This window comes from Pseudomonas laurentiana (assembly GCF_014648275.1).
GTDB classification, from domain to species: domain Bacteria; phylum Pseudomonadota; class Gammaproteobacteria; order Pseudomonadales; family Pseudomonadaceae; genus Aquipseudomonas; species Aquipseudomonas laurentiana.
In genome coordinates, this window is sequence record NZ_BMQU01000031.1 from 18,106 (window position 1) to 30,558 (window position 12,453).

General features: G+C 55.7%; 11 protein-coding genes and 1 pseudogene. 11 read left to right on the forward strand and 1 reads right to left on the reverse strand.

Annotated features, from left to right (window positions below; all coding sequences use genetic code 11):
- The first annotated feature begins 44 nt into the window (after nt 1–44).
- Entirely contained in the window at nt 45–1,271 is a 1,227-nt protein-coding gene (locus IE038_RS22060; RefSeq protein ID WP_163932256.1) for an MFS transporter, read from the forward strand.
- Between the two features lie 160 nt (nt 1,272–1,431).
- On the opposite strand, the gene IE038_RS22065 is transcribed toward IE038_RS22060, so the two are convergent.
- Nucleotides 1,432–2,331 carry a LysR substrate-binding domain-containing protein gene (locus IE038_RS22065; RefSeq protein WP_189396285.1) on the reverse strand — a complete coding sequence of 300 codons (900 nt, stop codon included), beginning with the start codon at nt 2,329–2,331 and terminating at the stop codon, nt 1,432–1,434.
- A gap of 106 nt (nt 2,332–2,437) precedes the next feature.
- Between IE038_RS22065 and IE038_RS22070 the strand changes: the two genes are divergently transcribed.
- The 10 genes and pseudogenes from IE038_RS22070 to IE038_RS25445 all read left to right on the forward strand — a co-directional run.
- Complete coding sequence (locus IE038_RS22070) at nt 2,438–3,226, forward strand: HalD/BesD family halogenase (protein WP_189396286.1); 789 nt, start codon at nt 2,438–2,440, stop codon at nt 3,224–3,226.
- Nucleotides 3,227–3,436: 210 nt separating this feature from the next.
- Nucleotides 3,437–4,195 (forward strand): transporter substrate-binding domain-containing protein, encoded by a 759-nt coding sequence (locus IE038_RS22075; protein ID WP_438810792.1) that lies wholly within the window; start codon nt 3,437–3,439, stop codon nt 4,193–4,195.
- Between the two features lie 155 nt (nt 4,196–4,350).
- Nucleotides 4,351–5,073: an ABC transporter permease gene (locus tag IE038_RS22080; protein WP_189396287.1), complete on the forward strand. Its 723-nt coding sequence runs from the start codon at nt 4,351–4,353 to the stop codon at nt 5,071–5,073.
- 16 nt (nt 5,074–5,089) lie between these two features.
- On the forward strand, nt 5,090–5,848 hold the full coding sequence (locus tag IE038_RS22085) for an ABC transporter permease (RefSeq protein ID WP_163934379.1): 759 nt from the start codon (nt 5,090–5,092) through the stop codon (nt 5,846–5,848).
- Nucleotides 5,845–6,636 (forward strand): ABC transporter ATP-binding protein, encoded by a 792-nt coding sequence (locus IE038_RS22090; RefSeq protein ID WP_189396288.1) that lies wholly within the window; start codon nt 5,845–5,847, stop codon nt 6,634–6,636. Before IE038_RS22085 ends, IE038_RS22090 begins: the two co-directional genes overlap by 4 nt.
- Nucleotides 6,633–8,210 (forward strand): histidine ammonia-lyase, encoded by a 1,578-nt coding sequence (hutH, locus tag IE038_RS22095; RefSeq protein ID WP_163934382.1) that lies wholly within the window; start codon nt 6,633–6,635, stop codon nt 8,208–8,210. The genes IE038_RS22090 and hutH overlap by 4 nt, the downstream gene beginning before the upstream one ends.
- A gap of 157 nt (nt 8,211–8,367) precedes the next feature.
- Nucleotides 8,368–9,783 carry an OprD family porin gene (locus IE038_RS22100; RefSeq protein ID WP_189396289.1) on the forward strand — a complete coding sequence of 472 codons (1,416 nt, stop codon included), beginning with the start codon at nt 8,368–8,370 and terminating at the stop codon, nt 9,781–9,783.
- Between the two features lie 349 nt (nt 9,784–10,132).
- A pseudogene (locus IE038_RS25435) lies at nt 10,133–11,182 on the forward strand (cache domain-containing protein); the annotation flags it as partial.
- A gap of 87 nt (nt 11,183–11,269) precedes the next feature.
- Nucleotides 11,270–12,037, forward strand: a complete 768-nt coding sequence (locus tag IE038_RS25440) for a methyl-accepting chemotaxis protein (protein WP_438810793.1) — start codon at nt 11,270–11,272, stop codon at nt 12,035–12,037.
- A gap of 333 nt (nt 12,038–12,370) precedes the next feature.
- Nucleotides 12,371–12,453 (forward strand): hypothetical protein (locus IE038_RS25445; protein WP_438810794.1); only part of this gene is annotated, 83 nt, incomplete at its 3' end.

Here is a 12,453-nt window from a genome sequence, read left to right on the forward strand (position 1 = left end):
TTATGTGAGGTGATCAGCGTGCGACCCGCGGGGATTTCTACACGATGAATGCACTCAACGACGAAGGACCGTCTTTGCCTGTGGCGCAACCTGCCGATACTACGGTGCGTCGCCGCTCGCTGATTGCGGGGTGTGGCGCCCATGCTGTCCATGATGGCCTGACCGACGTTATCTATGTGTTGTTGCCAATTTGGCAGGCGCAGTTCGCCTTGAGCTATGCCCAGATCGGTCTGCTGCGGGGTGCCTATTCGGGGATGATGGCCGGTTTCCAGCTCGTGGCAAGCCGTGCCGCGAGGCGATGGGGCAGAGCACGCCTGTTGGTGGCCGGTACCGCACTTGCGGGGCTGGCCTACCTGTTGGCGGGGCAGGCCGGTGGGTTGAGCGTACTGTTGATGGCGCTGTTGCTGGGGGGATTGGGCGCGAGCACTCAACACCCGCTGGCGTCTTCGTTGATCTCCGACACTCATGAGGCCGGCGGGGGCGTCAAGCAAGCCTTGTCCCAGTACAACTTCGCAGGGGACCTCGGTAAAACGCTGCTGCCGGGGGTTGTCGGCCTGCTGCTGATGCTTATCAGCTGGCGCGCCAGCGTCACCCTGATGGGCCTGCTCGGCCTGATCGCTGCGGGCCTGCTGTGGTGGCTGATCCCGGTGCAGGCGGAGCCCGCGGCGGCTCAGGGTAAAGCGCTCACGGCAAACCCCGGGCGTGGTTCTGTCGGCGGGTTGCGCGCACTGATCCTGACCGGCACGCTGGACAGCGCGGTACGGATGGGGTTCCTCACCTTCTTACCGTTCCTGCTGCAAGACAAAGGGGCCGGTACCGCAGGCATAGGCTTGGCGCTGACGATGTTGTTCGTCGGTGGGGCGTTCGGCAAGTTGCTGTGCGGCTACCTGGGCGTACGCATTGGCATGATGAGGACCGTGTGGTTGACCGAGTTCTCTACCGCTGTGCTGATCATCATGGCGGTGTACCTGCCATTCTTCGGCCTGATGGCGATCCTGCCGCTGCTGGGGCTGGTGCTCAATGGCACGTCGTCGGTGCTCTATGGCGCCGTGCCGGACCTGGCAAGCCCGGGCAAGCGCGAGCAGGCCTTCGCCGTGTTCTACACCGGCACGATTGGTGGCGGCGCGCTGGCACCCGTCGTGTTTGGCCATCTGGGCGATATCACGGGGGCACCTTTCGCCGTGATCATACTGGCCACCACCCTGTTGCTGACGCTGCCGTTGTCCTGGTATGTGCAGAAAGGATTGGCGGCAGAACCTGTCGTGGCCTGAAGGCGGGCGTTTGAACGGTAACGATGCCTAGTCGAGCACCTGGCAGGCCTGTTCATTGGCGGTGTAGGTGGAACGTAGCCGGATGATGAGGGAGATCAGAGCATTGCTCGTTGAGCTAGCAGGGGGCAATCCGGCGAGTGGTTGCCCTTTCGTTGTCTCGTTATTGATCCGCCATCAACTCCATCATTCGGGTGATGTCTTTGCGGCCTACCTTGGAGGCCGGTACAAACGCACAATAGGGATGGCCAAGCGGGAGCGACACCGACGACAGGCTGATCAGGTGCCCGGCGGCCAGATCTGCCCGAGCGATGAGTCTGTGCCCCAGTGCAATACCAAGACCCAAGCGCGCCAGTGAGACCGACAAGCTGGACAATCCGCATCGTACGCCCTGTTTCGGGTCTGGGTAGTGGTTGCTGGATATCAGTGAAAACCAATCATGCCAAGTAGGGCCAGACGCATAGCTGGCGCCCCAGTGAGTATGGATGAACAGATTCTGGGGGATCTTGGAGAGGTCAAACTCGTCATTGCCATGAACTGACCAAAACTCAGGCGTACAGACTGGAATCACCTCGTCACGTATCAGGTGTATCGCCGTCACGCCTGGGTAATGGTAGTCGCCATAACTGACCCGAATGTCAATGTCATGGCGGATCAGGTCTATCGGATCGTCTTCCACCCGTATATCGATCGCTAACTGCGGATACAGCTCCTGCAGCGTTGACAGCTTCGGTGCCAGCCAGGTTTCGGCCAATGAAAAAGGAACGCTGATGACCAGCCGCCGTGAGTGCAGATCCCCCTCCAGGATACGTGTTGTCATGGCGGCGATGTCGTTCAACGCACGGGACGTCTGCGGATAGATGGCATGCCCGGCGTCTGTCAGCGTAATGCGGTTTCCGGTACGCACAAAAAGTTTGCGCTCCAGGAAGTCTTCAAGATGTTTGACTTGCTGGCTAACCGCCGCCGCGGATACGCCTAGTTCTTCGGCTGCCAATACGAAGCTGCCCATCCGTGCCGCAACCTCAAAAGCTTTAACGGCATTCAGCGGTGGTAGACGACCCATGTTGCTCCCCTAGCAAAAGATTTTCTAATGGTAAGTTAACAATTACTGCCGTTGTGAGAAAGTTTTTCTCGCGGTACGTTGATGCCTCACTTACTAGGAGGTACCTATGCGAGACATTCTAGATTTGGAGCGCTATCCGCTGGACCAGGAAGGTAGCCCCAAATGGCAGGCGATGGTCGATAGCGCCGCTGTTGAGTTGCAAGAGACCGGGATGTTCAATCTGACTCAGTTGATGAAGCCGGAAGCCATCAAAAAGGCTGTGGCGGAAATCAAACCGAAAATGGACAGTCAGTCACATACGCATTCGCGTCGGCACAATATCTATTTTCTGCCCGATTTCAAGGAGCTGGATCCAAAACACCCAGCGCTACGTGAGGTCGAGTCAACCAATCACACGCTGTGTGCCGACCAGATTGAAAAAAGCATTGTGCTGGCTATTTACGAGTACCCGCCACTGCTGCGCTTTATCGCGGCCGTCATGAAGAAGCCATCACTTCACATGATGCAGGACCCTTTGGCGCGTGCCAATGTCATGAGCTACCGCGAAGGCGAGGCGTTGAACTGGCATTTCGATCGCAGTGAATTCACCACCACCTTGCTGCTACAGGAGCCATTTGAGGGCGGTAAATTCCAGTACCGGAGTAATCTGCGTTCGGCTGAGAACCCCAACTATGATGGCGTTGCAGCCGTTCTCGACGGACGCGACCCAGACGTAAAAACCCTTACCCTGGAAGCCGGAACCTTGAACGTGTTCCGTGGTGTCAACGCTCTGCACCGAGTAACGCCTATCGAAGGTTCGCAGGAGCGACTGATCGCTATTTTCTCTTACTACGAAAGGCAAGATGTAAAGTTTAGCGAGGAAGAGAGCATCGGTTTTTACGGTCGCGCGTACTGATCAGTATTACCGAAAAGTGATGAATGGATTCAAGAACGGCTTCTTGCACCTCTGCGAGAAGCCATGAGTCATACCATTCAACGTTGATTGCAACGGGAAACGCACATGACAACAATAAAAATCAAGGCGTTAACAAAACAGGTCAAGTTTGCGCTGATCGGCGTGGCTTTGCTTTGCGCATCAGTATCCGAGGCCAAAGAATGGACCGCCGTGACCATCGCCACCGAGGCCGCTTATCCGCCTTGGAACATGACACTTCCAGGAGGAACCATCGGCGGTTTTGAGCCTGAGTTGATGGCGGATCTGTGTGCACGGATGAAGCTCAAGTGCACGCTACAAGCCCAGGATTGGGATGGGATGATTCCTAGCCTGCAAGCGGGCAAATTCGACCTCATTATGGATGCCATCGTAATCACTCCCGAGCGCGAGAAAGTCATCGCCTTCTCTCGTCCCTATGCCGCTACCCAAGGTGTGCTTGCGGCGAGCGATCCAGAACTGATCGCTCGGGCAGGGGTGGCCGGGGAGGTGGTCAAGCTCACCGGTGATGCTGCTCTGGATAAACCCTACATCGATCAGATGCGGACCCTGCTCAAGGGTAAAACCATCGGCATATCGTCCGGTACTGCCTATACCCAGTTCGTCGAGACCAACTTCAAGGACATCGCCTCCATCCGAGAGTACAAGAAGTCCGATGAGCATGTTCTGGACTTGCAGGCCGGGCGTATTGATTTCAGCTTCGATGACGTGACCTTTTTCAGCTCGGTGCTCGACATGCCCGAGAACAAGTCTGTCTCCATGGTCGGTTCCAAGATCGGCGGTCCCATATGGGGGCCGGGAGAGGCACTCGGCTTCCGTCAGGACACCCCTGAGTTAAAGGCGAAATTCGACGAAGCACTGAGCGCCGCGTTGGCAGATGGCACGGTGAAGAGACTCACCGAAAAATGGTTCAAGGCTGATATCACACCATAAGAAGACTGAGATCGGGTCGCAAGCCAAGTGCTGTCCTCGCGTCTGCGGGTGAACAGCCAGTCAATGCCGACCCAGTAACTCCGTAACGCATCGTTGTGAGTCCGTCTTATGGGCTTTCAGCGAATCAGAAGCGTTTCGATATAAAGGATACAGTTATGGATACCTTGCAGATGCTCAGTTTCGGTAACACCGGCTGGGGCTTGGCCTTGTTGAAGGCCATCGGCATGACGCTGTTACTGACGGTGGTGTCGCTGCTCGTCGGTGCAGTGTTTGGCAGCCTGGTCGCCGCAGCCAAACTGTCACGTCAACCTGGCCTGCGCTGGCTGGGTGACTCGTACCTGGTGCTGTTCAGAGGCGTTCCCGAGCTGCTGGTGATTTACCTGTTCTACTTTGGCGGTGCCACAGTCGTTTCCGCTGTAGGTCACTGGTTCGGCGCCACAGGTTACATCGGCATGCCCCCCTTTTTGGTGGGCGCACTCGCGGTCGGACTGCTCTCTGGCTCTTATCAGGCTGAGGTTTATCGTGGCGCGTTCATGGCCGTCCCTCGAGGTGAACTGGAGGCTGCCCTGGCCATTGGCATGGGGAAATTCATGCGTTTCAAGCGTGTGTTGATCCCTCAGGTGATGCGTTATGCGCTCCCAGGCTTGGGGAATGTCTGGCAGATGACCCTGAAAGATTCTGCGCTGATCTCAGTCATTGGCCTGGTCGAGTTGATGCGTGCCAGCCTGATGGCCGCTGGTTCTACCCGTCAGTACTTTGCCTTCTACATTATTGGCGGCATCGGCTATCTGCTACTGACCGGATTGTCAGGGCGTATTTTCAATATCGCCGAGGCTCGGGTGCAGCGTACGCAGCGCCGCAGTCCTCTCCAGCACTGAGACAGGTGAGCCTCAAATGATCGATTTTGCATTTTTGCTCGACACGCTACTGAAGCTGCTGTCGGCACTGCCCACCACGCTGACGTTGTTTTTCAGCTCCCTGTCACTGGGGTTGTTGCTGTCATTTGCCATTGTCGGCATGCGCGTCAGCCGCTGCCCATTACTGAGCTATCCGGCACGTTGCTACATCATGATTTTTCGCGGTACGCCGCTGATCATTCAGATGTATCTGATCTATTACGGGCTTGGGCAGTTTCCAGTGGTGCGCGATAGTTTCGCTTGGGTTGTCCTGCGTTCACCTTATGGCTGTGCAGTCGTTTCACTGGCGCTGTGTACCGCTGGGTATACCGCAGAAATCATCCGTGGCGGTCTGCTCAGTATCCCCTATGGCCAGATTGAGGCGGGGCAAGCTATCGGTATGTCGCGCTTGGCGCTGTTGCGCAGGATCATCGCTCCGGTCACGTTGCGTCAGGTACTGCCGGCTTACTCCACCGAGGCGATCCTGATGCTCAAGGCCACGGCACTGGCCAGCTTGATTACCGTCTGGGATGTCACCGGTATTGCTCAACAGATCATTCAGCGGACCTATCGCACCATGGAAGTGTTTGCCTGTGCCGCGTTTATCTACCTGGTACTCAACTACATCATCGTACGCGCCATGCGCTGGCTCGAGCATCGTCTGACGCCGCACCTGCGTGAGCGGCCAGTGCATACCCCGACGAAAGCCAAGCTTGACGCCGGCAGCAATCCGAAATCCCTGCGGAGTTCACTATGAATACTCAGCCTAAGGCCGCACTGTCGGTCAGCAATATCCAGAAGTCTTATGGTCAAGCACATGTGCTCAAGGGCATATCCCTGAATGCACATAAGGGCGACGTTGTTTCTATTCTCGGTGCAAGCGGTTCGGGGAAAAGTACATTTTTGCGTTGCATCAATCTGCTCGAAACACCCGACGAGGGCAGTATTAGCCTCAATGGTGAAACCATTGAAATGAAGCGCCTGCGTGATGGTCGCCAAGTGCCCAGCAATACGCGCCAGGTGGAGCAGATCCGTAGCCGTCTTGGCATGGTGTTTCAAAGCTTCAACTTGTGGTCACACAGAAGCGTCATTGAGAACGTCATAGAAGGGCCTATGCGAGTGCTGAAGCGCTCCCGTGCCGAATGCGTTGAAGAGGCAGAGCAGTTACTGCAGAAGGTCGGGCTGTATGATCGACGTGATTACTACCCGGCCCATCTGTCCGGTGGTCAGCAACAACGCGTAGCGATTGCTCGCGCCCTCGCCATGAACCCTCAAGTCATGCTCTTTGATGAGCCCACTTCAGCACTTGATCCTGAGTTGGTGGGTGAGGTCCTTAAAGTCATGCGCGGGCTGGCGGAGGAAGGCCGTACCATGTTGGTCGTCACCCACGAGATGGGTTTTGCCCGTCATGTATCCAACCGAGTCGTCTTCATGCAGGACGGCCATATCGACGCCCAAGGTACTCCAGCCGAGTTGTTTGAGGGCTTGCCCACCGAACGCTTCCGCCAATTTGTCGCCAGCCATCAGCTAAGGAGTGCGGAATGAACAACACCTCCCTCTCATATCACATCAACGATGGCCCGGCATCACCAGAGCTCGCAGTTGGGCAGAACCTTGGCGTTATCCTTGGCGATAGCCCGTTGACCTGGCGAGAGATCGTCAGGGTTGCGCGCGATGGCGCACAACTGAGCCTCAGTGATTCAGCCTGGGCACGTATCGATAACGCTCGTGCCATCGTCGATCACATCGTGGCACGGGGTGAGCGGGCCTATGGAATCAGCACCGGCCTTGGCGCACTCAGCAGCGTGAGACTGGAAGGCCCGCAATTGGCGCAGTTGTCGCGCAACACCCTGTTGAGCCACGCCTGTGGCGTCGGGGCGCCGCTAAAGGTTGAGCAAACGCGCGCCATCATGTGCGCGGCAGTCAACAACTATGCCCATGGTCATTCAGGCATCAGCCGTAACGTAATACAGGCGTTGATAGCGCTCCTCAACTGGCACATTACGCCAGTCGTGCCCTCACAGGGTTCTGTCGGTTACTTGACTCACATGGCGCACGTTGGTGTCGCGTTGCTGGGTTTTGGTGAGGTTAGCTGGCAGGGGCGGTTGATGCCTGCGGAACAAGCACTGCATCAGGCTGGCATGGCCAGGCTGGAACTGACCGCCAAAGACGGGATCAGTTTGGTAAACGGCACGCCCTGCATGACCGGCCTGGCATGTCTGGGGTTGGCTGATGCGTTCAATCTGGCTGACTGGGCGGACGTCATCGGTGCGATGAGTTTCGAGGCGCTCAAGGGGCAGGTCGATGCGTTCGATGAGACCGTTCTTGCGCTGAAACCCCATCCAGGTGCGCAGCACGTTGGTGCTAAGCTGCGTGCGCTGCTGGCAGGCAGCGAAGTCATTGCCAACAGCCGCGGCATTCGTACCCAGGATGCCTTGAGTATTCGTTCGATCCCTCAGATTCATGGCGCTTGTCGTGACCAACTGACTCATGCCGAACAGCAGATCAATATCGAATTAGCGTCGGCGACTGACAATCCACTCGTTGTCGGAACACCGGAAGCTTATCGCGTCCTGTCTCAGGCTAACCCACACGGAGAGTCCGTGGCGATGGCTGCCGACCTGCTGTGCATCGCAGTTGCAGAACTTGCGGGGGTTGCAGAGCGGCGCCTGGACCGTTTGATCAATCCTCTCGTCAGCGGGCTGCCTCCTTTCCTGGTCAGCTTGCCCGGGGTGAACTCGGGAATGATGATCGCGCAATATGTCGCGGCTGCCTTGGTCGGAGAGAACAGACACCTTGCACAGCCTGCAGTGGTCGATAACTTTGTGACGTCTGCGCTGCAGGAGGATCACCTTAGCCTCGGTACCGGTGCGACCCTCAAGCTGCTCAAGGTTATCGACAATACGACTCAGGTACTTGCTATTGAATACCTTCTGGCAGCGCAGGCCTTCGAGTTCCTCAAAGAACAACGATTCGGCGACGGCACCGGGGCTGCCTGGCGCCTGCTGCGTGAACAGGTTCCGCCGTATGATGAGGACCGCTGGTTAGCACCTGATATTGAAAGTGCTGCTCGTTTGGTACGCGCACATCCAGCATTGGATCGTGTTCTGGGGCGCTGATTCTTCACGTTGTAAACTGCGAACTTTGTGGTTTGTCATTGCTGATAGTACTGTGCATCAGGGTGCATGGTTAATTCAGTGGTGAATAATCGCTTGGCGGCATTCTTTTGCGATTAAAAAGTAAGTCATCATAAAACAAGAATAAGGATTAATTGCGATGCAGCTTAATAAGTGGCGCGTGCTGGCTTTGGCCATCGCCGCGGCAACGGCCCAACACGCCTTCGCTTCAGAAGAAGTAACCCCTCTTGCTCAGGGCCTGGGTAATTCCAGCCAAGCGAAGTCCAATGGCTTTATTGAAGACAGCACGTTACATCTGGAGAGTCGTAACGTTGCGTTCTACAAGAATTATAAAAATACTGAACCCGGTACGCAAAACTACATAAATGAGTGGGGGCAGGCTGAACTGCTGAGGTTCACCTCGGGTTACACCCAGGGTGTTATCGGTTTTGGTGTGGATGCCTTTGCGAACGGTGCTGTACGCCTCAATGGCGGTGGTGGTACCGGAGGTAGTCAGGTTTTCCCGACCAACGCAAGTCATTGTGATGCCGCTACCGGTTCGTGCCAGGCGCAGGATGCCTACGGCATGGCCGGCGGCGCGGTCAAAATGCGCATGTCTGAAACCGAACTGAAACTTGGCACCCTGATGCCGCAAAGCCCCGTATTTGGTACATGGGACGGCTATTTGATGCCGCAACATGCCAATGGCGGTTTGTTCAGTAGTAACGAAATCAAAAACCTTGCACTGCAGGGTGGTCATTTCACTTCCGGCAACGCCGACAACAGCACCAACCATGACGGCAATCTGGGTACTGCCTATGGTTGGACCCGGGTCGATAGCGCTACGTATGTCGGTGGCGACTATACCTTCAGCGACAGTTTATCGGGTGGTCTGCACGCCGCTAACTATGAGGATGTGTGGAATCAGTACTATGCTGACCTGTATCACCACTTTAATATCAGCGATGGTCTGTCGCTCTTGACCAGTTTGAACTATTACAAGACCGATGATGCGGGAGACGCCAGAGCTGGCAAGATAAACAATGATGCGTACAGCATCGCCCTGAAACTGACTGCCGGCGCACACAGCTTTACCGTTGCTCATCAGCGGGTTAATGGCAACACGCCATTTGACTACCTGGGTATCAGTGGTCAAGGGGGAGAAAGCCCAGGCGGCTATGTCGGTGGCGGTTCAATCTGGTTGGCTAACTCCTCGCAATGGGCCGACTTCAACGCCCCCGGTGAGAAATCCTACAAGGTGCAATATGACCTTGATGCTGGTGCGTTGGGTATTCCAGGACTTAGCTTCATGGTCCGTTACGTTACCGGTAAAGATGCAAACGGTACGGGGGCAGATGTGCATGGCGCCTATAGTTTTGAAAACACCGTTCGTAACGGTGAAGAGTGGGAACGTGACATCGAAGTTCACTATGTCGTTCAGGAAGGGCCCGCCAAGGATTTGTCGTTCAAAATTCGACAGGCGACCTATCGCGGCAATGAAGATATAAGCCACAACTCCGGCGCGGATGAAGACGAAATCCGTATTATCACCTCGTATCCGCTGAACATCTTCTAACAAACGTCTGGGTGCATGCTGCTGTGAGGCCGACTGGCTGTTGATTGTGCACCTGTCGTTGGCAAGAAGGCGATCAAAAGGGTCCCCGTCTCTAACTATGCGGGGGCTCTCTTGGGTTCGTGTGTATGAGGCTAAACGATACTATCAAGATGATTCTTGGCTGTTGCCGCATGAGTGCAACGCTTTGTCGATGATGCCGTTTAATGGGGGCCGCTGTTCTGCAGGCGCTCACGGTAATGGAAAGCGATAGAGCGCTTCATGAGACGCTCATGCCTGCCGGGGGTTTTCTACTTGCTGGAGTTAAACTGGGTTGAGTATTAAACAGCGTTTAGTGGCTGCGTTTATCGCCATGGCTTGCGTGCCTGTACTTCTGATTGCGGCTTGGGTGATATTCGATCAACGCCAGCAGGCAAAGGACGTATTTGTCGAGAGCAGCCGTCGTGAAATTCGGCAGGTTGACGGTGCCATGCAACTTTTTTTTGATGGCGTTTCCCAGAATGCTTCTTACTTGGCAAATCTGGAGTCGATTCGGACTGCAGATGGGCTACTCAAGTCATATCAAGGCCCGGCGCCTGAGCGCTTGCCGCCCAGTGAGCGCGGACAGGTTTTATTAAACGTATTCACAGAATTTGCAAACACTCATCCTGCCTATGCCTTCATTACCTTGGGCTCTTCGGATGGCGGTGTTGCCTTTTGGCCAGACTCTCTGCTCAAAGATTATGACCCCAGGGTGCGGCCTTGGTATGAAGCAGCACTTACCAATCCCGGAAAGCCCGTACGCACTGAGGCGTATGAATGGAAGGAGGGGAATATTGCCTTAGTGGGTACGGTACAAGCGGTCGTCAATCCTGAGGGGAAGATCAGCGGTGTATTGGACATTGATGTGTCACTCAAGCAACTGACCGACCTGGTGCACAAGATAAAGATCGGTAGCACCGGGTATCTCATGCTGCTTGAGCGTGACGGAACCGTGCTGGCGGATGCGAGCGCTACCGAGCATTCGTTCAAGTCGTTGGCAGATCTTGGCACTGAGTATGCGCCCCTGAAGGCCGCCCCGGACGGGTACCTTGAGCTTGAGCTCGGTGGAAAGAGCTACATGGCCAACATCGTCAGCTCTTCTGGATTGGGGTGGCGCTTCGTCGGGTTGATTGAGAAAGAAGAAGTGCTGGCTGGTGCTCAGCGGCTGGCCTGGCATCTCGGCCTGGTAGCTACATTGCTGGTCATCGGCTTTGCGATCCTGGGGGCAACCTTCGCACGTCGTATAGTGGGGCCTATCCAAGGGGTGGTCTTGGGACTGGAAGGTATTGCCAATGGTGAAGGCGACCTGACCCGCTCGCTTCAGTGCGCTGGAAAGGATGAAACCGCCATACTTGCCCGCTGGTTCAACACGTTCCTGGAAACGATCCGCCAGTTTGTTGTGCGAATCACAGGTGCGTCTGTCGTGCTAAATGAAACATCCTCAAAAATGATGATGTTCGCGACGGATATGAATGATGCTGCCCAGCGACAGAGGGAGTCGCTGGAGTTGGTATCGACGGCGTTTAACGAGATGGTGGCGACGGCAAACGACGTTGCCAAGGCGTGCGGATCGGCGGTCAACTCTGCCGATGCGGGGCAGGGGCACGTCATGGATGGCCAACGCCAGATTACTGATGCCGCGTTGAGCGTCGAGCAATTGAGTACCAGCCTGGGTCAGGCTGCCGACGCGCTGGAGTTGCTGAAGCAGGACAGCCAGAACATTAACGCAATCCTCGATACGATTCGATCAATTGCGGATCAAACCAATCTGTTGGCTCTCAATGCTGCAATTGAGGCCGCTCGCGCGGGTGAGCAGGGTCGTGGGTTTTCCGTTGTTGCGGATGAGGTACGGGCGTTGGCCAGACGCACAGCGGACTCGACGGGACAGATTGGTGAAGTCCTGGGAGGACTTGTCGAGCGGACAAGTCGTGTTACTGGCCAAATGCAGGAAAGCCTTTTGCTATCGCAGGGCAGTGTCGAGAGTATCGAATCTGCCAGGGCCAGCTTTCAGAGTATCCAGAACTCTGTGGACGACATTCGCGACAAGAACGTACAGATTGCTGCCGCAGCAGAGGAGCAACATCAAGTGTCGGAAGAGATTAATCGCCACATTGCGGGAGTCCTCAATGATGCGTTACAGGTGGTCGATTTTGCTCAGAAGTCCCATTCAGAGTCTCGACAGCTCACGAATGTATCGGGTGAGCTCCAGACGTTGATTGGTCGATATCGGACCTAGTTGCGGGTTGGCCCATGCGTACTGTTGGGCATCGCCCATGAGTCTGCGAGGGTAACCGTTCCGTAGCGGCGGCCTTGCTGCTTGTTGGCGACAGGCGGCGTGAACGATCCCATAAAACGGCATGTGAAGTCGTTCTCAGCATGCCCTTCATTTTGCAAATAAATCGATTTTTTGCCTGGTTTCTACAGGCATGGAAGTCATTCTTGTTTTGTCTTGCATATACTTGTACATACAAGTATATATATGAGTAAGCGTGTGGTGCTTCCCTCCGGTTTGCGGTGGAGAAATGCACAGACGTCACTCAGCGTTAATACCCCTACCGAGGAGCCTGGCATGACCAAATACCGTGACACCGAAATTCGCGCACCGCGCGGCACTACGCTGACCGCCAAAAGCTGGCTGACTGAAGCGCCGCT